This window comes from Sulfidibacter corallicola, assembly GCF_017498545.1.
GTDB classification, from domain to species: Bacteria; Acidobacteriota; Holophagae; order Acanthopleuribacterales; family Acanthopleuribacteraceae; genus Sulfidibacter; species Sulfidibacter corallicola.
The window spans coordinates 10,395,073-10,419,691 of sequence record NZ_CP071793.1; the positions used below are offsets into that span (position 1 = coordinate 10,395,073).

6 protein-coding genes are annotated in these 24,619 nt (G+C 61.6%); 4 read left to right on the forward strand and 2 right to left on the reverse strand.

Annotated features, from left to right (window positions below):
- Positions 1-12: 12 nt before the first annotated feature.
- Positions 13-10,227, reverse strand: coding sequence for a hypothetical protein (locus J3U87_RS31275; RefSeq protein WP_237379732.1), 10,215 nt, complete (start codon positions 10,225-10,227; stop codon positions 13-15).
- 794 nt (positions 10,228-11,021) lie between these two features.
- Here J3U87_RS31275 and J3U87_RS31280 point away from each other — a divergent pair.
- Together J3U87_RS31280 and J3U87_RS31285 are read left to right on the forward strand one after the other, a co-directional pair.
- A complete protein-coding gene (locus J3U87_RS31280; RefSeq protein WP_237379733.1) occupies positions 11,022-11,627 on the forward strand; it encodes a DUF488 domain-containing protein in 606 nt (201 codons plus the stop codon).
- Between the two features lie 347 nt (positions 11,628-11,974).
- Positions 11,975-18,016 (forward strand): nSTAND1 domain-containing NTPase, encoded by a 6,042-nt coding sequence (locus J3U87_RS31285; RefSeq protein WP_237379734.1) that lies wholly within the window; start codon positions 11,975-11,977, stop codon positions 18,014-18,016.
- Between the two features lie 114 nt (positions 18,017-18,130).
- On the opposite strand, the gene J3U87_RS31290 is transcribed toward J3U87_RS31285, so the two are convergent.
- Positions 18,131-19,579 carry a hypothetical protein gene (locus tag J3U87_RS31290; RefSeq protein WP_237379735.1) on the reverse strand — a complete coding sequence of 483 codons (1,449 nt, stop codon included), beginning with the start codon at positions 19,577-19,579 and terminating at the stop codon, positions 18,131-18,133.
- Between the two features lie 330 nt (positions 19,580-19,909).
- On the opposite strand from J3U87_RS31290, the gene J3U87_RS31295 reads away from it, so the two are divergent.
- Positions 19,910-21,475, forward strand: a complete 1,566-nt coding sequence (locus J3U87_RS31295) for a sigma 54-interacting transcriptional regulator (protein WP_237379736.1) — start codon at positions 19,910-19,912, stop codon at positions 21,473-21,475.
- 1,287 nt (positions 21,476-22,762) lie between these two features.
- Positions 22,763-23,905 (forward strand): hypothetical protein, encoded by a 1,143-nt coding sequence (locus tag J3U87_RS31300; RefSeq protein WP_237379737.1) that lies wholly within the window; start codon positions 22,763-22,765, stop codon positions 23,903-23,905.
- Positions 23,906-24,619: the final 714 nt, after the last annotated feature.

The window sequence follows — 24,619 nt, forward strand, 5'->3', positions numbered from 1 at the left end:
TCCGGCGGAGAATCAGTCAGTTACGTCGGAAAGGTTCAGGAAGAGGTCGCGCAACCGCAGCACGGGCGTGTTCAACCCGCTCAATTGCGCATAGAGGGTCATGTCGAAGACGATCTGCCCGCTGGCGGGCTGCGGCGTATTGCCGAACACGACGCCGTTCCGTTGGGCCCAATTCGCCACGGCCAGCGCCAGGCTCTGGGCCAGATCGTCGAGCTGTGCGTCGGACGCGGCATCGATCACGAAGCTGCGCGCCAGCACGATGGGATACACCGGCAAGATCGGGTTCTGGCCCGGTTGGCTGCCGGCGGCGTCGTTGATGGGATAGCGGAAGCTGGCCGCGATCTTGACCCGCCGCGACTGGTCATCGGCCGCACCGGCATTGACCTGGGCCTGGCGCAAGGCCGCCGATTGCCCGGGGTCGGCCAGCAGGTCGTAGACCATGGTGTAGATGCGCTGGCACAGGCAGGCTTCGCCGGGCACGTCGCTGCTGGACGGACAGCCCGTGCTGATCCCCTGGTTGGGAAGCTGGGCGATGTCGATCGGGTCGGCGTTGTCCACCAATGGCGTGGACGGCGTCGTCGGCCGCACCACCGGGGTTTTGTAGACGAAGTTGTTCTGGCTGTACCAAGTAGTGCCGTCGGGCCCCTTCATGGCGATCAGGTTGCGTTCCACCTGCACGCCCGGCAGGGCGTTCTCGGCGGAGAGCACGTTGAGGTTGTCCACCTCGATACCGTGGATGATCCAGTCGTCCACGATCGGCGGCTGGGCCGTGTAGGTGGTTTGAAGGCCGTCGGTGATCGACGTCTGCACCTGATTGGGATAGGGTTGGCCGTCGGGTGCGATGGCGCGGACCTGTAGGGTGGCGTCCGGGAAGCTGGATTCACCCTGCTGGCTGGACCACGTGAGTTGGATCTGGCGTTGATCGCCGCTTTGGGCGGTATCCAACACGGTGTAGCTGTCGGTGATGTTTTGCAGCGTCGCCAACAGTGCCTGGGCGCCGTTCGTGTTCCAATCGCTGTTGTTGACGACCTCGGTCACGCGATCGGCGAAGGACTGCGCGGCCGCGGCCCAATTGGGATCCTGAAGGTTGCTCAGGATCGGGCGCAGGACCGTCCAAGTCGCACTGAAGCGAGCGAGCGCCTGGAACAAGGTGAAGACCTGGTTCTCCGCGATGGCGGCTGCGCGAAGCTGACCGCCGCCGTTGGCGCTGAGGTCGGTGTTGTAGGTGATCGAGGTCAGGATTTCGTCGTGAACGGTGAACTGACCCTGGTAGCTGTAGTTGAAGTGCCAGGCCGCAGCCGCTACCAACGGGTTGTCATCGAGCGCGGTGCTCTTCGATGCGGCGCCTCCGGTGGCGGTCTGGGTGATCAGGGTCGGCGGCGTGGGAAACTGGCGGAAGACCAACGGGATTTCGGTCTGCGTGTCGGTGGGTCCCACGTGCGGCACGCCATCCGGGTAGGGATTGACCAGTTGCAGCCAGATGGAGGGCCGGGCCTCGCCCGCCGGCACCTGCTGCGACGATTCAGTGAAGTACTGCACGTGGGTCACGTTGAACTGCAGGTCCAACGAAACCGAAGCGGTGTCCTGAATGTCGGCGACCCCGAACAGGAAGGTCAGCAAGCTACTGCCATCCTGTTGGACCGGCACCTGGGCGGTGCTGATCGTAAAGCCCTTGGGCAGGTCGCCCACGGTCGGCTGGACCTGCCCGAACAGGGCGTAGTCGTCGCTGACGTCGGCGGGTACCTGACTCCAGGTGACGCCATACTGAACCACGGTGTCCACCAGGTAGGCGGTCATCAGGGCCGCGCGCATCTGTTGATCGAAGGCCTCGCGGCCCTCGTTGAGCTGGTCGCTGTTGCCCGTGAAGGGTGCCTGGGCCGAGAACAACCACTCGATCTCGTGACGCGAGTATTCCTCGGCCAGGGACTGTCGGCCCTCGGCAATGGTGTCGTAAGCCGTACGCGCCTGTTCGAAGGATTGCGCCGCGGAGGGTGCCGCGAGCATGCCGTCCACGGCTTGGAAGAAGGTCGCGTTGAGCTGATCGAGGTCTACATCGGTGAAGGTCTGGCTTGCGGCCCAGTTGGCCGGTTGGATGGCCTGGGGTAGTTCGGGCAGCGGCACGGTGCCGCTATCCAGGGTGTTGTCAAGCGGTTGCGGCGACATGTAGTAGGGGCCCGTGTCCTTGCTCTGCCCCACCTGGATGTCGATCAGGCTGTGTTGCACGGCCCACAGCGACTGCGGACCGGGCCGACCGCTGCCGCTGCCGTCACCGGGAACGCCGTTCGCCTTCAGGGCCTTGCGTCGCAGGGTCGCCGTCGAATCGCCCGGCTCGTCGGCGTCATTCAGTCCCACCGAGAGCAGCAGGTCCGGGAAGGCCTTCACGAAGTCGGCGGCGAATGCCTCGACCGTGATCGGCTGACCGTCCGGCAGGTTGGCGTTGACCGTCGCGGGCACGTTGCTGGACACGTTCTGGGCGGCCGGGAAGGTCACGTTGTCGTGGGCATCCTTCAACAGCGGCGAAATCAGGTTCTTGTCGCGCTCAATGCCGATCAGGCTGGCCAGTTCGAAGGCCGGCGGCAGGGTACCGCTGCCGGTCACGGCGACGGTCAAGGTCACCTCTTCCACATCGAAGGAAGGCGCCTTGCCCTGAGCCAGGTCTTCCAGGTAGGTCACCATTTGACCGACCATGGTCACGATGGCCTGCTGCTGGTCGCCACTCAGTTCCACCTTGACCATGGAACCGTCGTCGTCGAGGACCACATTGGTTTCCACGTAGAACGAGATGCCGGTCGCGGTGATCTGATCCTGGATCGTGTAGTAGTGTTGCAGCGCCGCTTGGGCTTCGTCGTTGGACATGCCACTGAAGGCCTGCTCGCTGGGCTCCAGGTACACCGAGAAGCTGCCCTGCACCGGCGTGGTCCCCGCGAGGAAATCGAAGGCCAACACGATGCCTTGCCACTGGTCCACGGGCACGATGGGATCGAAGTAGTAGTTGGTTCCGTCGAAATCGAGCACGTTCGGCATTTGGTTTCCGAAGGCGTCGTTTTGGAAAAAGTCGACGGTAAACGGCTCGCCGATATCGGCATAGCGGTTAGGCGGCCGGTCGCCACCGTCCTGGTTGGCCTGGGCGACGTTGTACAACGGCACGAAGACCCGGTAGTCGCGGTTCTCGTCGGTTTCCTCCGCATCGTCCGGTTGTTGCGGTTGAATCGGCGTGGAAAGGTTGCTCTGGATGAAGCCGGTCGTTTTTTGGACCTGGTACGAGAGCAAACTGTACAGGCTGTTGAGCTGTGCCACACCGGAACCGGCGCTGGCCGCCATCTGGAAGATGCGGTCGAGATCGGTTTCGCCCGAGGCCGCGATCTGCGACATCAGGTCGGCGGGCGAGATCGGTCCGTTGGGCGCGATGCCACAGGACTTGAGAATCGCGTGATCGGCGGCGATCTTCATGCTGCTGTCGGACCGCGTCAGCTCTGCGCCGACGGCACCGGCCGCCACCGCGCTGTACTGGGTATCCAGGGACGGATCGGTGGTTTCGCTGTAATACAGCAAGCTGCCGTCCGGCTTGTCGAGCACCAGCGCATTGAAGAAGGGCTGCACCGTGGTCGGCGCGGTGGCGCTGTTGCTCTGCACGCTGTCCTTGTACTGGACCAGCAAGGTGATTTGGCCGGGCGCGGAGGGGAACAGCTTCTCGGGCAGGCTGTTGCCGTCCGTCTCGATATAGCGCAGGTAGTAACCCGGCGCGTTGGTCACCGCGGCCTGCTGGATGATTTGCAGGAAGTCGGCGAACTCGGCGATGGTCGCGCCGACGGGCACACCGGAATCCTCTTCGAGCAGCGCGCGGAACACGAGGTTGGGACCGGCCGGCGGCGCCGACACGGTGGTGGTGTTGGTGCGCAGCGCGAAGACCTGGCTGGTGTCCACGGTTCCGGAATTGAGACCGGCCGCACCCGATTCTTCCTGGTAGAGAACCTGGATGCTCTCGATCTCGATCTGGCCGCTCTCCTGGGCGCGGATGATCTGTTCCAGCAAGACCTGGTTCTGTTCGCTGCTGCCACTCAGGGCGAAGGTGTCTTTCAGGAAGGTGCCGCCCGTGCCGGCCGGGATTTGCGAAACGGCCAGTTCCACTTCCGTGGCCCAACTGAATTCCGAGGTATCGACCGGGGTCCCGTCCGGCAGGAAGGGGGTCCCGGTTTCGCGGGTCATCACCAGCACATCCATCGCGCCGGCCAAGGCCGCTTGGAGCGCCAATTGGTTGGGTGGGAAGGCCCGGATTTCGACCGAATCGCCACCGGCCTGATTCCAGGTGACGGAATTCTTGTAGGAGAAGGACTGGGGACCCACATTGGTGAACGGCAACTGGCTCGGCGTGCCGGGCGCGGCCAAATCGCCGGCCTTGATGCCTTCGTAGGCGCTCAACCAGGACTCGGTCAGGTCCCAACTGGCGGAACCACCGACCCAGTCCTCGGTCGAGGTAATGTTCACGGAGTACAGTTTCGCATCGCCGTCACCGCTCAGGTCACCGACCGCGAACTCCTGCCAGGTCAGCGCATAGAGCGGATTGGTGGTGGTCGAGACGGTGCCGGTGGGAATGGTCAGCCCCTGGGTGAACGGCAGGCGCGGGCCGCCGCGGAAGTAGCCCGACATCTGTCCGGCCAGATTCGCGAACTGACCGGTGCCGACGGCTTTCTGGATCAGGGTGTCGATCGGCGAGGATTCGCTGCCCTCGTTCTGCAGGGTCTCCAGCAGTTGGTGCACACCGCCGCGGACGAGCCCCGTGAAGTAGTTGAGGAACACCACCTGGGCCAGGGGTGTCGACGTATCCGCCATCGCGGTCTTCTGGTTGTCGCTGTCGCTGAATTGGTTCACCAACAACTGACTGAAGTACTCGTCGATTTCGTCGATGAACTGATCCGACACCAGGTTCTTGCTGGAGAAGGTGTAGTCGAAGTCGTCCTTGTTGCCCTGACCGTCCAGGCGCCCGCTGGTCTTCAGGTTCAGGAACGGGAAGACCGGGAAGGTCGCACCGTTCAAGGTATCGCCCTGGGCGGGCTGGGGCGGCATCATCAGGGTGATGGTGAAATTTTTCAGTTGATCGATCAGGTCGTCGTAGGTGATCCAGCCGACCAGCACGTCCGGTTCGCTGTCCAGGGTCGTGAGTTGCTCGAGCGTGACATCGAAGGTGGTGCCGCTTTCCTGGAGCACGTGGCCCAGGGCCCAGGTGACCAACTGGGTGGTGATCGCCTCGAAGGGTTTGTAATCCGAAGGCTGCACATCGGCGCTGGGTTGCGGATCGAACTCGATGCCGAACGACGAGACCAGGTAGGGCGTGCCGTCGTCGCTATCGTTGGTGAATACGACCGTGGCCTCCGGCAGGAACCAGACCGGCGCGGTCGTATCGAGGCCCGGCACCAGCGCGAGCGCGATCGGAGCCGTCAAGGCCCGGACCCGGAAGTCCTCGATCAAATTGGAGCTGCTGCCGGAACCCACCAGGTTCCACTCGAACCGGAACGAGGCGCTGAAGCTGAAACTGATCGAGACCGAGAAGAAGCCGAAGCCGATCTTGACGCTGACACTCAGCTTGACCGAAGCCTGCACGTAGAGCAGGATGCTGCCGCTGTCGGGAACGCTGCGCTCGAAGGCGAGCTGGACGCCGATCGAGGCCTGGATGTTGACGTTCACGCTGGCTTTGATGATGACGAAATCGACCGTGCCGTAGAGCTCGCCGATCACGCCGAACTGACCCTTCAGGGAAAGGGCGTCGGGCGATTGGAAGATGTTGTCCGATCCGGAGGAAAGGTAACCGGCGGCACCCTCGATGATCCCGAAAAAGGTCAGGCTGACACCCGCTTTCAGGGGACCGGCGGTGAAATCCTTGCCCACCCCGACGCGCGCGGCGAACCCGAACGCCAGAATGCTGGGGTAATCGCCCTTGAAGACATCGCTCGTGGCGGAGCTGAGCGAGGCGAGGTAGAAACCGCCCGAACCGGTGACCGGAATCGGACCGGCGAAAGCCTGCACGCGGAAACTGTTGGACCAATCGTCTCCCTCGGGAAAGCCCACGTCGACCTTCCAGTTTCCGTTGGTGTAGACACTGACCGCCAACGACGGCAAGGTCAGCGATGCCGCGCCGACCTGGAAGGTCCGCAGCGAGTCGGGCAGGCTGAGCTTGGCGAAGAAGAGGCCGATGCTGTCGCTGATCTTGGTGTAGGTGATTTCGAAATTGAACAGCTTGGTGACGTTGAGCGTCAGGCTGTAGAACGGCGTGACGTCGTAGAAGGCGAAGCCGACCTCGATGATGCCGAGCAACTGGAAATCGGAGATCACGAGCCATTGCCCTTCGGGATGGTAGACCTTGTCGAATTCGTTGTTGCTGAAGTCATCCCAGAAGGTGGTGGTCATGAACTTCAGGAAATCGGCGAAATTGGTCGGTGGATCGGTGGGATCGGGACCGACCCGTTGACCGCCGCCCAGGTATTTCAGTTGGAAGACGGGACTGCCGTCGCCATCACCGTCGCCGCCTTCTTTGGTCGGGGCCTTGCCGCGGGTGCCGGCTTTGCCGGCGGTCGCCACCTGTTGGCCCGCACGGGATTTTTTGGCGATGTGCGGTTGGCGGGCGATGTGCGCCTGGTGCGCGATCATCGCCCGGTTGCCGGGATCCGCCGCGGTACTGGTCAGCAGGGCGACATCTTCGTCGCCGCCGGTGTTGTTGATGGCGGCGATCCACCCGATATCGGAGCTGTTCTCGGCCGGTGCGAACAGGGCGAAATCGAACAGTGCAGTGCCCGGCGGGAGGCGCTGGCCCAGCAGTTCCAGGTAGGAGTTGTGCAGGGCGAGCACCAACATGTCGCCCGATTCGTTCTGCACGTACTTCAACACAAACTGTTCGATGACGAGGTTCAGCACGCCTTCGATCCTGATCTGCAGGCGGCCGTCCGCCTCGGGCAATTGCACGCCGAACGCGATCCCGCCGTCCTCACCGCTGAGCCAGCCGATGATGAAGCTGAACTTGAACGCCGAAAGGTCGCCCACCAGGGCACCCAGCGAACCCAGGTCCATGTCGAAGATGAGCGCGAAGTTGAAGGTATCGGAAACCGAACCGAGTCCGGGCACGGCACTGAGCGCGTAGTAGTTGAGGCTTTCCAGCGTCTCGTCGGCGTGCTGCGAGTACAGGAAGGATTTCAACTTGAACGGCAGCAGGCTCAGCAGGCTGGTATCCCCTTTCTTGGGTGGGCTGTCGGCCACATCCAGTCGCAGGTTGCCCGGTGCGAAGCTCAAGCTCAGGTCGGACGTCGTCGGCGGGTCGGGCGGCGCGGGAATGTTGAGGTCGAAACCCACGCTGATGCCCAGGTCGGCGAAGGTCAGTTTCTGGAAGGAGAAGATATCCAGCACGTCCAATTCTTTGAACGTCATGTTGCCCCACAGCGAGAAACCGGCGCTGATGTGCGAGCTGGTATCGCTGTTGGGGGTCTCGTTGTCGAAGCTGAACTGGAGCTTGGTGAGCGTGATGTTGTCCAGATACGGGTTTTGCCCGAAGGTGAAGACGAAGTTCCCTTCCGCCACGAAACTGTAGAGCCCCTCGCCGGAACTGCTGTCGTCGCCACTTTCGGAGTGGGCCTGATAGGAGCCGGTGATGACGATGATGTTGTCGTCGCCGTCCTGGTCCGCCACCAGGCCGCTGGTCTGGTCGTTCAACGTCACGGTCGTGTCGAACAGGTTGTTGATCGTCAGGTTGATCTTGCACGAAAAACTGCTCAACTCGGAATTGGTGAACAGGGCACGCAGGAACTCCACTTCGAAATTGTAGAAAACCTCGACACCGTCGTTCACGGCATCGCCGGCATCGCCACTGGGTTTTTCGTAGTCGACCAAACCGAACAGCGAACTCTGCGAGAGCTGCGGGGTGGCGGATTGGGCATCGGTATCGTTGATGGCCACGCCCACGTGGTGCACGCGAAACGCCTGGATGTTGCTGACCGGGCCATCCGGCCCGGGCACGGTCATCCCACCCGTCACGGCCTTGATCGCGGTGGGCAGCGCGTTGAGCTCCATGTTGGCGTTGACCGCCAGAACCCCGCTGAACTCGGGATCGGTGACGACCTGGTAGAAGTTGTAGTAGATGGAGTTGGTGTCGGGGGTGCCGCTGGGCGTCCCGTCGGGACAGTTACCGGCGCCGTAGACGGCTTCGCAGGCATTCTGGATCAGGCCCTGCAGATAGGTCTGGGCCTGCTCGGCGCTGAACTTGGCGCTGTCGTTGAAGGTTTCCGACTTGGACCACAGGCTCAGGTCGTCCACCAGGTCCTTGATGGTCTGGCCGGGGAAGAATTTCAACAGCACGATCGGCGGCGTGTGTTCCTCGTCACTCGCGGGCGTGCCCTCGGGCGAGAGCAGGAAGGGCCAACCGGCGATGTTGATTTGCTGGTCGGTCCCGCTGAAGTCGAACAGCGGTTGGCCGCTGCCGTCTTCGGTCGTGCTGATCACGGCGAATATCTGGTTCTGCTGCAGGGTTTGACGGATTTTGGTACCCATTTGGGTGAATTGCAGGGTGATCTGTTGCGAGGGGTCCTCGAGCGAATCGGTGATTGCGAATTGGGTGGTGGTCCACACCTGGTCATCGCCTTCCAGGCCGGCGAAAAAGCCCTGCGGGGTCATCGCGATCTGGAGGTCGTTGTCGGCATCGAGCGCCCGCAACTGGGCCTCGGCCACCTCGCTTTGGGCATTGCTGAAAATGGTCCGACGGCTTGGGTTGAGGGCGCCCGACTCCATCTCCAGGAAGGGCGTCAAGTCCGTCAGGGTGGGGATGCCGGCATAGGGCGCCATCGGGACCAGCGGGGCGGCGGTCGCTGTCGCCTTGGCTTCGTCGCCGGTACCGCCTGGCGTCCAGGTCGCCAGTGGCAGGAAATCCAACAGGTAGAGATCCAGTCCACTGGAATCGCCGAGATTGGCCTTCGCCTCCCCGTTCTGCTGGTACAGCGGTGAAGCCTGCGGTTGCGAAACATAGGTTCCCGCGCTGGTTTCGAAGCTGACCCAGGAGGTGGTGATGTTGCCGCTCTCGGAGCTCAGAAACAGGGGGTCGTCACCGCTGCCGCCGGTGATGCGGTAGGCGGGTTGATCGGGCTGGAAGAAGAGGCCGTCCACGCCGGCCGAGGCATCGTCCGATTTCGCGGCGGAGAGATCGACGCTCAGGAACTCCGTGCCGGTGACGCCGCACAAAAGCGGCACGTCGGTGCTCTCGCCGTTGGCACCCACCTTGGCGCCATCGGTCGAGGCGAGGCTGAAGGCACCGGCGAGGGTCAGGTAGTAGGTTCCGGTTTGGGTCGGTTCCTGGATCGGCCGATTGGCCAGCACGAATCGGCTGGTCTGGTCGGACACGCCCTGGTCGGTGGTGCCCAGGGTGAAGCTGCGGCCCGCGTTGTCGGCGAAGTAGGAACCGATTTGGGTGTCCTGGAATTGGAAGTAGGTGCGCGTGCCGTTGAGGGTCTGGTTGATGTCCAGCCAGGCCTGGAACCCGATGTTGGAACCCGAAGCGGGCTGAACCACGGGATAACTCAGTGCCACCACCAGGCCTTGCTGCGGCGGGGCGAAAAACATCAGGCCCGCCTCGAACGCGCTCAGGTCGTCGATTCCCATGCTGAAGGTCAAGCCGATGCTGCCCGCGTTGGCCGTGCCGCCGCTGTCCATGGGTACCGTCATGGTGTCCGAACTGGAGGAGATGAACTGCTGCCCTCCTCCCGGCTTCACGACCAGCAACGAAAAATTGGTTTCCATCTTGGCGGCGAACTGGAAACGGTTCTGGGTGTCGTCATAGCTGATCGAAATGATTTCGAACGGGCTGGCCTGAACGTTCAGGGTAATGTTGCCCATGGCCAGGTTGAAGGGCGTCTGGACACTGGGCGTCGCGGTCCCCTGGCCCTGCACGAGCACCAGCGTTTCGGCCTTCACTTGATCGCCGGAATCGTCGAACCAACCGAATTGACTGCTTTCGGTGGCTTGGAACAGCGCACGGGCCTGGCTGGCGAAGGTCGACCAATCCCGTGAGTCCGAAGGCGCGAAAAACAGAAAGTAACCTTGTTGACCGGAACTGGTCCAGGTGCTCTGGCTGAGGTCGAAGGTCGGATCCGTGCGGCTTTCGCTTTGGAACATGAAAGCCAGTGTGGCCTTTTGCGGCGTAGGGAAATCGGGCTCGGCGAGATACAACCCGCCCTCGAAAAGCTTGAACGTAAGCATGGTCGCTCCTTGGCTGTGGACACAGAGGGACAGCACACGACCCAGAAACGGACGAGCGTCGACAGGGATCGCCAGGCTAGCGATGGCGGGCAAGCGCCCATGCGAAGATGCGAGCGGAGGCACGGCGAGCCGCGCGAGGCGGGCGCTTCCGCTCGTTGGACATGACGGGGAGATCCCGTGGGACAGCCTCCTAGGCGGTCCTGATCGATTGGCCCCACCTCAGGGGACCACCTGGTAGCATTACCTCGGCGGCCCTACCAAGGTCACTTCGCTCCAATTCTTGGCAAATCTCTTTCACACGCGTCGCACACTTCAGGTCAGAAGGGAAGGAAGCCGGCATTCAAACAGAAAGAGGAGTAATTGGGAGATATAGACAATCATCTTTCTTTAGGTAAAAAGTGTCAACAACGAAAATTAACTTTTTTCAAATCTACATGTAAACCCAGATACCTATCCAAAAAATTACTTCCCAAGCTTTTTCAAGACAAACCACATGGGCCATTTTGCGATCGGAACAAGACTTCCCTCGGAGGTGTTTCATCACCTAGACTTGACCTCGTGGGCCGCCGCGTGGCGGTCGTCACGTTGGTGGCGTTTGACCAAAACCCTTGTGCGCCTTGGCTTGACACCCGCTTTTCGGCAAAGGGAGATCGCGGGGAGATGGTCGAGAATTTGATGCCGAACGGGTGAACCCGCTGCGTCCGAGGTAATCCGCATCCTGGGAATCCACCATTTCCGTGAAGGGCGGACGGAATCATCCACCCAACTCAAAACGAGCCCGAGGAAAGATCACCGTGAGCGAAAACCGACCCACCGCGCTATTCACGTTCGGTTGTTCCACCCACACTTCGGACAGCCTGGTGGCCCTGCTGCGGAAACATCGAATCACCGCGGTGGTGGATGTGCGCTCGGTGCCCTTCAGCCGGTTCACCCCGCACTTCAACCGCGAGGCGATCCAGGACAGTTTGATCCGCAATCGAATCCACTACCTCTGGATGGGTCCGGAGTTTGGGGCTCGTCGGGAAGAGGCGGAAGCCTATCGCGAGGGCCGGGTCGATTTCTCAAAAGTGTTCCAGCTCGAGGCATTTCAGCGCGGCGTCGCACGACTCCGGGTCGGCTTGGCCAAGAATTACCGAATCGCCTTGATGTGCACCGAAAAGGATCCGGCCAATTGTCACCGAACCATCATGGTGACGCGGTACCTCTCGAACGTGTTGGCGTGGCAGGTGGCGCACATTCACTTCGACGGCACCGTCGAAACCAACGCCACCTTCGAAGCCCGCATCCGAGCCCTGGCCGAAGTGGAAGACGACCTGTTCACGAACGACCCGGCGGACCTGACCCGCCAGGCCTACCAATGGTTCGAAGCCCGCGCCGCCTGGCGCGGTGAATCCCGATGATCGAACGGTACGGTCGTCTTCCTTCCCTGGGTAGTGCCCGTCCAGAAACAGCGAGGTCGTCGTTCTTGAAGGGGCCAACTGTAAACAAAGACCTATAGGGAAATAGCTACATCAAGATAAATTCCTACTCTAAAATAACTAATCTGATGTCAGCGATTAAAGCAGCTTTCCTCCCGAAACGCGCTCTTTTCGAGCCAAAGATCGGGAAGCGATCAAGCCGCCGCGATGGATGGGCGAAGGGGTAGAGGAACTTGGAGAACGCAGCAACGGCGCGATCACGTTGGTCAAAAATCCGGGCACTGCTTGACTCAGTAAGGACGCACCCGGCCGAGCACCGCCGATCTCGATTGATCGATCTCTGCGGAGATGATGCCGCGCTACTTCAGGAAGCGCTCGTTCAAATGGAGATGGACGACCAGTCCACCTGTGATAGCGCGACACCACGGGCAACCTCGTCGCAATCGGATCCCTTCCCCGGCATGCAGTTGGGCCCCTGGCGCCTGTTGGAGCCTCTGGGCCAGGGCGGGATGGGCGCGGTCTGGCTGGCGGAACGAGCCGATGCGGCCTTCGAAATGCGGGTCGCCGTGAAACTGATTCGCGCGGAGCGTTCTTCCGAGGCCTTGCAGGCCCGATTTCGGCGCGAGCGCCAAATCCTCGCAGACTTGAAACACCCCAACATCTGTGGGTTGTTGGACGGCGGCACCACCCCCTCCGGTCTCCCCTACCTGGTCATGGAGTACCTCGAAGGCGATACCATCGATCAATGGTGCCGTACGCGGCAACCTGGCCTACGACAGGTGTTGGAGGTGTTTCGAACGCTTTGCGTGGCCGTCACGTACGCCCATGGCCTGGGCGTCCTTCACCGCGACATCAAGCCCAGCAACATCATGATTTCACCCACCGGAAGCCCCAAGTTGCTGGATTTCGGCATCGCCACCCACACGGCTTCGTCTTCACCCCGTCTTACCGATCTGGGGGGCGAGCCGATGACGCCTGAATTTGCCGCTCCCGAGCTGATGCTCGGCCAGAGAGCGAGCACGGCGAGTGATGTCTATTCCCTCGGTTTGGTGCTGTTCTACCTGCTGACCGGAAAGCGCCCGCGTCAGGCCGGGGGAAAACCGGCGGGCCAACTCCGTAGTTTCGCCGTGGATGAGCGGGAAAGGGCGCTTCTGGATCAGGTCGCCGACCTGCTGGAGCGCGTACTGGAAGGGGATCCCGCCAACCGCCTGGATTCGGCCGAAGTGGTGGCGAACCGGATCGATCGGATCTTGGCGGGCAAGACCGATCGGCTGCGTCCGCCGCAACAGACGCGTTACGATGCCCTGCTCTGGTGCCATACCGAATCTCGTGAGCGCGTGGTCCCGTGGGCGCGCCGTCTCGAGGAGGAATTGGGTTTGGTGCTCTGGTTCGAATCGGCATCGTCGGAACCAGTCGCCCCCACCGAACTGGCCGAGAAGCTGGCCGCATGTGCCTGCCTGGTGGTGATCAAGGGAGAAGGCGAACCCTGGCTGGAACCGGCGCGATTGCAGGCGGTGCACCACCAGTACCGAAACAAACCGGTTCGCGTGGTGCCCGTGTTGTTACCGGGAGCCGAGCATCCGACGCGCGAGAGCGACCTCCCCATCTTTTTGCGACGGCGACCCTGGATATCCCTCGATGCGCATGTCGAGTCGCTGATCGAAACGGCACGTGCCATTCGCGGCGGCGGCCTTGCCGCGGGGGCGCCGGGATCCCCGGAAACCTGCCCCTTTCGCGGTCTGAAAGCCTTTCGCGAGGAAGATCGGGATTTTTTCTTCGGACGCGAGGCCATGGTCCAACGACTGAACCTACACATGGAACGCTTCCCTTTCCTGGCGTTGCTGGGTCCCTCGGGCAGCGGGAAATCGTCGGTGATCCATGCCGGCCTGGTTCCCTTGTTACGCGAACGGGGCCACCGCATCGCTTCCTTCACGCCCGCGTCCAACCCGATCGAGGAATGTGCCTTGGCACTGTGTTCTCTGTTGGCCGAGGATGGCGGGAGCGCCACCGATTTGGCGAACCTTCGATCTCGTCTGACGACCGACCCCGAGGGATTGCACCGGGTCCTGGCCGAGGCGGCGGGGTCCACGCCGCGAACGGGCTTCATCCTGATTGTCGATCAGTTCGAAGAGCTGTTCACCCAGACCAGAGACCGACAGGCGACCGATCATTTCCTGGCCATATTGCTCCACGCCGTCGAACGCCGGACGCTGGCCGTGATCCTCACCATGCGCTCCGATTTCCTGGGTGAATGTGCCGGCAGGCCCGACCTCAACAGTTTTGTGGGGGACCACATGGTGCTGCTGCCGATGATGGATCGCGAAGCGCTGAGCCAGGCCGTCGTGGAACCCGCAAGCCGCACCGGCCTTCACTTCGAAACGGGGTTGGTCGAAAAGATTCTCGATGATGTCCACGGCGAGGCGGGTAATCTCCCGCTACTGGAACACGCACTCCTGGAGCTCTACGAGCGACGGCGAGGCAAGCTGCTGACGGCTGCCGCCTACCACGGGATCGGCGGCATCGAAGGGGCGCTGACCAAACGTGCCGAGGCGGTTTTTCAGAACCTGACGCCCGCCGGCCAGATCGCGTTGCGCAAGATGTTCACCCTGTGCCTGGTCCACCGGAACGAGGCCGCGAACGTGACCCGGCGGCGATCGACGCGGGCCGCACTGATTGCCGCCGCCGAGGATCGGGCACTCGCGGAAGACCTCTTGCACCAATTCGTTTCGGCCCGCTTGTGGACCACCTGGCGCGACGAAATCCGCGGTGGGGAATTGGTGGATGTCGCCCACGAGGCACTGATTCGCAAATGGGAACGCATCCGCACCTGGATGGCCGAGGACCGGGAGATCATTCGCCGCCTTTCGAACCTACGCCAACTCGCCGCACGCTGGCAAGAGGCCGGCCGACCCAGGGACGACCTGCCGCGCGGAAATGGCCTCTTCCGAATGTTGGAGGTGGCCGAGCACCGATTGGTCTCGTTGGGTGAAGTGGAGCGCGCCTTCCTCGCCGAGGCATGCAAGCAGAGAGACCTGCGAAAGAACCAAATCCTGGCGGTCAGTGTTTCGGGTTTTCTGCTGGCGCTCATCGCCACGGTGCTTTTTTTCCAGGCACGTTCAGCCAACCAACGGGCGTTGCGCGAGCAGGCACGGGCCAGGCAAGCGCAAAAAGTCGCCGAACAGCGCACCAGGCAGAGCAATTACAATCTCGCCGAAATGTTCAATCGGGCCGCCGGTGAATCTTTGGAGCAGGGCAAGGCCCCCGAAGCGCTGCTCTTCGCGCTTGCGGCACTCTCACGCGACATTCCGTCGGGTTCGGCGGTGCCCGAGGCGCTGGGACGTTTCGCCGATGCGCGGATGATCGGCGCCGAGTCGCTGCTGTACACTTCCCCGGTCGCGCCCGAAGTATTGCGGGTGGCCTTCGCACCCGGCGATGAGCTGCTGGCGATGGCGTGCACGGACCACAAGATTCGCCTGCTGGACGCGCGCACCGGTCGCGCCGTCGGCACGTTTTCGGGCCACGTGGATGAGATTTCGGATATGGCCTTTAGTTCCGATGGTTCGCTCCTGGCCTCGGTCGCCATGGACCGAACGATTCGACTCTGGCACCTTGCCGACGGACATGACAGGACGGGGTCGGGCACCGAACACCGCTCCTTCGAGATGGACTTCCCTCTCCGGAACGTCGCGTTTTTATCCGGGGATCGAAACCTGCTCGTCCGTGATTCGGATGGGTTGCTCCATGAATTGGCGTTGGATGAAGACAAACCGCAGGTTACGCCTTATGGATTCACCTCGAAGGATTCGATTCTGGCGGTGGATGGTCTCCTGGTTTTGGCGGGCAAGGCCGATTGGAACGGATCGCGGAATCGGTCTCGAAGGTTTCTACCGGCGGTTTTCGATTCAGGATCGGACCCGACGAAACGGACACCGCTCCCGAAGCGGAAGGACCCCAAACTCATCGCTGTCACTTCGGCAAGGCGCGCCAACCTGATTTTCGGCAGTGAGCAAAGCGGGCGGATCGTCGCTTGGGATGTGAATTCGGGAGATGTGAACGCTTCCCTGGAAGTGCCTGCCATGGTGACGTCGATGGCGGTAGACGCGCAAGGGCGCCTCCTCGCCGCTTGCGACGAACGAGGTTCACTGAACCTGTGGCGGGTTCCGGCCTTCAGCCCCATCGAAGTGAATCCTGGCGACGGCGCGCGGGCCGGTGCGCCCCGATCCTATCGCAGCGTGGCCGTCAATGAACGGGGCGACCTGTTGGCGGCCGCCACCGAAAGCGGTGAATGTCTGGTCTGGCAGATCTCGGATGAAGATGTGGCACGGGGTCGCCTCGGTGCGCCGCGCGCCCTGCTGGGTCATCGAGGGGAAGTGGAAAACGTGGTCTTTTCGCCCGGTCGCCGCCTGGTCGCAGCGCTGGGCGATCGGGGCGTCAAAGTCCTGGAAGTCGAAACGGGCCGGGAGCGGTGGTTACCGGCGACTGCCGTACCCGGTCGCGGACTGGATTTTTCCCACGATGGCCAGTGGTTGGCGGCGGGGTATGCCGATGGCGTGGTCCGGATCTGGCGAATGGCCGACTCGGAGGTGCCCATTTCGTTTGAAGGTCACGCCAAAGCGGTTCAGGTCGTCGCCTTTTCGCCCGACGGCGCATGGCTGGCCTCGGGTTCCGCGGATCGGACGGTCAACCTGTGGGACGTGCGCACCGGAAACCTGATCACCACCTTTCGGGGCCACGAAAAATCGGTGAAGGGCCTGGCATTTACACCCGACGGCACATTCCTGATTTCCAGCTCCGACGACCACCATCTCAAATTTTGGGATCTCGAAACGCGAGCCCTGTCGCGTACGGTTCGGGAAGAGGTCGGGCGACTCTTGGATGTGGCCGTGTCTCCGAACGGCGATCTGTTGGCGATCGCGGGCAGCGAGGAAACGATCGCGATCCGAAGCCTTCCCTCCGGTGATCGTCTTTTCTCCCTACCGGGACATTCGGCCAGGATTTTGGACGTGGCCTTTTCACCGGACGGGGCCTTGCTGGCCTCGGGCTCCTACGATCAGACCATCGGACTGTGGCAAATGCCCTCGGGCGAGCCGCTACCGCCCCTTTCCGGGCACGCGAGTGCGGTGAACGGCGTCGCCTTCTCGCCCGACGGAGAGCTGCTGGCCTCGGTGTCGGTCGACAAGACGTTGCGGCTCTGGAAGCGCCCCTCCGCCCAGGCCGATGCGGGTTCCTTGGATCATTCCTCCGACGTGTTCGGTGTCGCCTGCGCACCCGATGGTCGCCTGTTGGCCACCGCTTCCGGAGAACGCCGAATCAACCTTTGGCGCCTACCCGAGGCCACGTTGGTCGGCAGCCTGGAAGGCCATCACGAAACCGTGTGGGGCCTGGCCTTCTCGCCCGATGGCCGACTTTTGGCCTCGGCAGGATTCGACCATATGGTCCGGCTCTGGCCGCTACCTGCGGAAGCCGACAGCACAGATTTCTCGGCCGTGACCTCGACCATGCTTCGCGGCCACGAGAGCCCCGTGTATCGGGTGGCGTTTTCGCCCGACGGGGCGACCCTTGCCTCCTGCTCCTACGACCGAACCGTGCGGCTCTGGCATGTCGCTTCCGGTCGACAACTCTTCGTCCTAAGCGATTTCGGGGATCCCGTCCGCGGCGTGGCCTTTTCACCGGACGGCAGCTTGCTGGCCTCCGCGAGCAAAGATCGAACGATTCAAATTCACGATCCGGTTTCGGGGAAACGGGTCCGTCGCTTGACGGGCCAGAGCCCCTTTTACGACGTCGCCATCTCACCCGATGGCAGCATGTTGGCTGCGGCCGGTGCGCCCTCGATCAAATTGTGGCGGCTTCCTGAATTCGATGCGCCGCGGTCGTTCACGGCCGGTAAGACCTTTATCCTGGGCGTGACTTTCTCCGCCGACAGCCGGCGGCTGATCTCCGCCCACGGCGATAAGTCGGTGTGCGTCTGGGACCTTTCCTCGGGAAAGCTCCTGGCCACCCTGAGCGGTCACGGCAACGAGGTCAACCAAACGGCGTTCGTTCCCGGTAGCGGGTTGTTGGCCTCGGCATCCGACGACCGCAGGGTCCTGTTGTGGCATTTGGACAAGGTGCGTTTCTTCGAACGCCGCAATTACGACCAGGTCGCGTTCGCATCCCTTTTCCAAAACGCGCTCACGCATTTCAACTTTCGCCTGGATGGATTTAGGCTGGTGCCCGAGCCGCGATTCGGCATGTTGCCCATCTCTGGAGCGGCTGCTTCTCCAAGCAGGTCCTCTCACCTGGGGCGTCCGGTGCACGCGCCTTTGTATCCATGGCTCGAGAAAGGCGATTCCGGTTTTCCAATCGAGCCTCCAGAACGCTACAAGGATTGAACGTGTTCGGCCTACCTCGAACCGTGCCGAACACGTTCCGAAAGCGCCGTACCGGGGCGAGTTTTGAAAAGTAGGTGTTCCAAAGTCCCGCCGCCGGCTGTCGCGCCTGAGCCGTTATTGTTCGGTTCCCTGCAGATTCAGGCTGATTTGGGTGCCGTCGGTCAATCTGACGACCAGGAAGGAGTCGCCCGCCTCGAGCGACTGAATCGCCGAACCGGTGTGGGTTTGGGTGTCGAGCGACCACAAGACCCGTCCTTCGCTCCAGGTCCCGGAGTTGGCCACATACGAGAGCTTGTATACCGTGTCGTCATCGGCGGCGAACAGCCAACCCCACTGGATGGCGAGACCGGTGAGTGCCACCGAGTGCCCCTTGTGGTGCAGGGTGGGATCCACCCAGAAGGTACCCTCATAAGAGGGGGTCGAGGCCGGTCGTCGGAAGATCGCGCTGCCGTGGGCCCGGAACACGTATGAAGTGCTCCCGATCTTGTGCGCCAGGGTTTGGGCGTCTCGGTAATGGGAAACGCGCGAGTAATCGCCGCCGGTCGACCATCTCTGAATGCTCGAGTTCATGAAGTAACTGGGATCATTGGTATCGCCGACGACGCGACGGGCACCCCAAATGGCTGCTTGGTAGTCGGATTGAACCGGCCAGAAGCAAGGGCCATAACCCGCGCTGCCGCTGTGAAGAATCGCCCACATGCCGCTGGGGTCTCCCCGAAAGGAAGAGTAATGGGGCGGGATCTCATCGAAACCATGACCGAAGCGTTTGCCGACCCAGATCGACGCATGCTCCACTTTGGGATCGTCGATCGCTGCATCCCAACTGTAGTAAACCAGGTCTCCGGGGCGCAATGCCTGCGCCAGCACGGTATCGCTGATGGGGCCGACGTACGAACCCTGGTCGTCGAACACCGAGAGGAACGGCTGCGCCGATGGACTGTCATCGGTACTTCCATCGATGCGGACCAATTTTCCGGCGGCGCGTTCCTGGAGAGCCCGAGTCGTCGCCGACTGCGTGTTCGGCGCATCGTAGCGAACACCGTCCCAGGTCTGACCGGCCTGGGCCCGGACCGCCGAGGTGAAGCGATATCCCAACGCGTAGGTGTAGACCAGCGTGGTGAAGTTGCTGCAGTCCACGCCACGTACCCCGTTCCAATCATAAGGCAGGTGGTGGAAGGCAAAGTCGTACCCGCGAGTCGTCATGAATTCCCCAACCGAAAGCAGGTGGTCCCGGACCCATGCGGTGCTGCGCCAATCGGGGGTGGCGTCATGACCCCAAAACGGGGTGTGGGGGTATTCATCGATCCATCCTATCAAGGCCGCATAATCGGCACTGAAAAAGGGCACGGCACCACTGATTTCATCATGCCATGGAGCCACGCGCACATCGTTCAGGTTGGGTCCGTACGAGTCGTAGCTCATGGTGTACATCCCTTGCGGCATCCAATCGGATTCGACGGTAGGCTGCCGTTCCGGCGGCGTTGCTTCGGCAACGGGATCGGTGAACCCGAGGCTCCAGGTCAGAGTCGTCAAGATGGGCAACAAGGCAAGCTTCATTTTCATGGTATTGGCTCTCCTGAGGGCAATCTGGATTTAGGGAGAGCAGGCTGACCCGCTCCGATCTTCCTCACTGCAGCGCTTGTGCCGATCTCACTACATTGGAACAAAACCCCGTTATATGTTTTTTTTCAGGTTTTTGCGATATTCTCTCGACAGAGGGAAAACCAAGTTGACGCGATGTGGGCGCGCCACCAACGTGTAGGACAGAACCCGGCAACGTGTTGGTTCCTGAGATCCACTGGACACGATGGCCCGGGCTCCGCGCCCATCGCGTTTTGGTGGGTGTCTCTCTCAATGACAACGTGCTTGAATCACACCATTTCTGGGGACGCCATGGATGTTTGGGAAGACTTGGATGATGTGACCACCTTTCCCGGCCGTCATAGCCGGGCAAAGAATGAACAACGGGAGTTGGTGCCCACCCTGACCATCATCAACCACCCGATCATGAGCAGAATCGGTGAAGTTGCCGATCTGCCGGCGCTGAAGGGAGCCGGGGAAGTTGGTTTGTCGCGGGTTTCACCCGATTTCGCGCCCCCGGGCCAAAGCGGCGGTTTTCCACTGAAAGATCCCTTCATCAGCCGTCAACCCGTCTACCTGCGCGCGGCCAGGGGTACGGTGACCATCGAAGGCAATGATCTGGCCACCGAACTGTGGATCAATGGCCATCCGATGACCGGCTCCCGATCCTTTCGCACCGAGGCTCTGTTCGAAGGCGTCACCCTCCAACTGGGGGAGCGCGTGGTGTTGCTGTTGCACTTGCGCGAGGCGAGCGCGCCGCAACCGCAAAAATTGGGCATGTGCGGCGAGAGCGACGCAATCAATCGCGTTCGCGGTGCGATCGAGCGGATTGCCGAACGGGACGTTCCCGTGCTGATCCGCGGTGAAACCGGCACGGGTAAGGAACTCGTGGCGAGAGCCATCTTTGCGCTCAGTTCGCGTGCGAAGCGACCGTTCGTCACGGTGAACCTGGGGGCGCTCCCCCCCAATCTGGCGGTTTCCGAACTGTTCGGCGCGGTCAAGGGATCGTTCACCGGTGCGGTCCATGGTCGCCAGGGGTATTTTCGCGCGGCCCACGGCGGTGTCTTGTTTCTCGATGAAATCGGCGAGGCCGATGCCGAGATTCAAGTGATGCTGTTGCGGGCCTTGGAAAGCGGCGAGATTCAACCGTTGGGACAGCACACTCCCTTGCGCGTGGATGTGCGTTTGATTGCGGCCACGGATGCGGATCTGGCCGAAAGAGTGGCCGCCGGCACGTTCAAGGAGCCGTTGCTGCATCGCCTGGCGGGTTACGAAATCCATCTGCCGCCACTTCACCGGAGGCGCGATGACATCGCGCGCCTGATCCGGTTGTTTGCCGAGGAGGAGCTGTCCAAAACCAACGAGTTACACCACATGTCGGGCTGGGACCCGCGCAAACCGGCCTGGCTGCCGGCGGACCTCTGCACCCGGCTGACGCGATACCGTTGGCCGGGAAATGTGCGCCAGTTGCGCAATGTGGTGCGGCAATTGGTGATCGACAGTCGCGGCCTCGAGACAATGGTGGTTTCCGATAAACTGCGTCGCATGCTCGCCGACGACACCGCCGAAAATGGTGCCGGCCAGGATGCCCAGGCCCTGCGCCTCCCCTCCGAAATCGACGAGTCGCAGTTGGTTGCGGCATTGAAGGCCAATCGTTGGGAACCCAAGGCGACCGCCGATGCCTTGCGCATCAACCGAACGGCGGTGTACGCGTTGATTGCCCGCTGCGAAAGTGTCCGAACCGCGATGGATCTGACAGCGGAGGAAATCCGCACGAGCTGGAAGAACCACGGCGGAGATCAGCAGGCCATGGTCGACGACTTGTGCGTCTCCGAACGAGGCCTGCGACGCAGACTGAAGCAGATGAAGCTGATTTAACACGGCACCCATGGTCAACGGCCTGGCCGAGGGGCAACATGCTGCGGGCCTTTCACCAACATGTCGGACCTGAACTTAGCCGATACGCCCTTCGCTCCCATCAGGGGTCCATGGAGTAGGCAGGCTGAAGCGAAATCGGCCGCGGAATCGGGGACGGAATCGGGAGCCGCGGAATCGGGCCGCGGAATCGGGACACCCATCATTTGGCCTGCCGGCGGAATCAGAATCGGGACACCCATCATTTGGCCCGGAATCGGGACACCCATCATTTGGCCCGGAATCGGGACACCCATCAGAGGGAATCGGGACACCCATCAGAGGGAATCGGGACACCCATCATTTGGCCTGCCGGGGGCCGCGGAGTAGCGGAATCGGGACACCCATCATTTGGCCTGCCGGGGGCCGCGGAATCGGGACACCCATCATTTGGCCTGCAGAATCGGGACACCCATCATTTGGCCTGCAGAATTGCCGAGCGGAATCGTGCCGAATCGGGAGTGGAGTAGGCAGGCTGAAGCGAAATCGGCCGCGGAATCGGGACATGCCGCGGAATCGGAATCGGAGGAATCGGGACACCCATCATTTGAATCGGGGAGGGCGGAATCGGGACACCCATTATTTCGGGCAAGAGGCCGCGGAATCGGGACACCCATCATTTGGCCTGCCGTTGAGGAATCGGGACACCCATCATTTGGCCTGCAGAATCGGGATGCAGAATCGGGACACCCATTATTTCGGGGGCGGAATCGGTAGGGCGGAATCGGGACACCCATTATTTCGAGTGGCAAAGGGCTGCATCCGACTCGAACATGATGGGTGTTCCAATCGTCGGCTTCGAAACATCGTGGGTGTCCCGATCTGTTTGATCTGTTTTCGTGGGTGTCCCGATCTGTTTCCCGATCTGTTTCGTGGGTGTCCCGATCTGTTTCCTGTTTTGGGTGTCCCGATCTGTTTCCAACCTGTTGTGGATGTCCCAATCTGCTACGATGGTGGGTGTCCCAATCTGTCTGACTCGAAGAACATGATGGGTGTCCCAGATTTCTGTTTTGTGGGTGTCCCAGATTGTTTTCCCAGATTGTTTTCTGGCACCCGAATTGCCTCCTATCTCCTTCATTCCGTCACATTTGACGCGCTTCGTGATGGATTTCCACGAATGTCGAATCTGGCCTTCGGGTCACGCTCCCTACGCGGAGCCAAACGCAGATTTGCCGGTCCGATCCGGAATTCGACCCGGATCTCCCTGTGGAAAGCTCTCCCCTGCATCGAATATCTGTCTTGGAGGATCCCGTGTGTGTTTCCCATCGACGATCGATCTCTTGCCTTTTGGCGATGCTCGCAATCTGTGTCTGTCCCTTCGCGGGCGCCGTAGAGTTCATTACCAGCATCGGCGAGGTGTGCGCCCGTAACGACACCCAACAGGCCGGCACTCTGGATATCCGCATCGACGGGGACCAATTTGCCGACGCCTCCTCCCAAACCCCGCATTACCTTCAGATTCGCTTCGATCACGCGGTTCTCTTGGCCCAGACCCTCGTGGATATCGAGGGCAGCGACGCCGGCCATATGCCCATCAATCTGGCGGCGAGGCTCGATTCGAACGCTCCCGCGAACGCACTCGAACTCAACATGCTCGAGAACGCCATTCAAATCGTTCGCTGGCGTCGCGGTGAATCCTCGATATGGATCCGCATCAACCACAGCAGTTCCCAATGGCTGTCTCAGGGTGGCGCGACACGTTCGCCCAATCACGAACATCGCATCGTTTTCAGTATCGGCATCGGTAGTGAGGCTTCGCGGGATCAAAACGAACAGGTTCTTTCCAATCTGGACGCCAACCGCAGGGTCGACGGGGCCCTGGTGACCACGGAACTGATGGTCGACACCCGCAGCAGCGCTCTTTTCCCGCTGGGGTCGCCTGAGGATCGCAATGTCAACATCGAGCCGGAGCATTATGACGACCAGACCCGGTTGGTGACCACGGCAATCCATGAGGACCTCATCATATACGGATCTCCGCAACTCGTTCGGTTTGCGGTGGACATTCCCATTGGTCGCAGCAACGTCTGCGGGCTCATGGAGTACCAGGAAGTCGCGCTCGTCGGCCCCCTACCCGAGGGGCGCGCCGCGAGCGGATCCCTGATCCTGGTGAATCCGTCAGAATCCAAGAGCTGGGCCGAAATCACCTGGTTCACCGCCGATGGTACGGAGCTGGGAACCATGGATGTGGGCCTTCCCTACTCGGGCGAACCGGTCACCCTGCCTCTTTCGGAGTGGAATGAAATCGAAGAGGCTGCGTCGCTGCGGGTTTACGGCGAAAGCGATCTTCTGGGAACGCTCGTGTTCGAAGACGGCAGCCAATGGTCCCTCCAAGTCTTCTCGCGAGAAGGAACCAGCCGCATCGTACGACCGCGCCCTCGGGGAACTCGATAAATCGAGGCGCCGAAACTGGCGGACGTGGGCCTCACCCGTGCAGGATCCAACACGGCGCCCACCAAATGCGGAAGAAAGGAAACGCCAACCGAAAGGCCCACACACAACCGTGCGGGAAGCCCGCCCTGAGCCGTCGTAAGGTCGCTCAATGTGGGTTTCTCCGCACCCTGTCGTTGCGGCGTGGGCGAGATATCCGTCACCGACCCTGGCGCCACCATAGATAAGTATCCGCCCATTGATGAGCAGGCGGGATCAAAACGGGAACGGGAGTCGATCCCCTAAGAAGCGCGTAATGATCACGCAAGTCATCGCGGTGTTTTGGGCCATGGAGATTCGCACGAACTCACTGCCGCAACCAGGTGTTTTCCCGCCACCGACGCGAGCGCCCCAAACAAAGCCGATGCCTCGGAACCTCGGCGACAACCAACTCGAGAAGGCACAGACCGAAAAGCGCGCCCGATTCGGGATGTACCCCGTGCCGAGCCGACCACAGGATTCCGTGGGAGTCGCATCACTCACCGGATGATCTTGAACAACCCACAATAGGACGATACTTCAAATCGCGGTCGTCCGACTCGGGACCAGGATGCACGGCCGCCGCGTTACCGGCACGCCGGACGGCCAGGGCCAGCATGGACATGAGACGATCGGCAGGCCTGTGGAAGAAGACAACGGTCAGGCAACGACACTTAGCGGGAGCCTCGGTCGGTACTT

Coding starts and splice junctions, on each gene's coding strand:
- J3U87_RS31295 (WP_237379736.1), top strand. CDS start 19,910: ATGGATGTTTGGGAAGACTTGGATGATGTGACCACCTTTCCCGGCCGT.
- J3U87_RS31275 (WP_237379732.1), bottom strand. CDS start 10,227: ATGCTTACGTTCAAGCTTTTCGAGGGCGGGTTGTATCTCGCCGAGCCC.
- J3U87_RS31290 (WP_237379735.1), bottom strand. CDS start 19,579: ATGAAAATGAAGCTTGCCTTGTTGCCCATCTTGACGACTCTGACCTGG.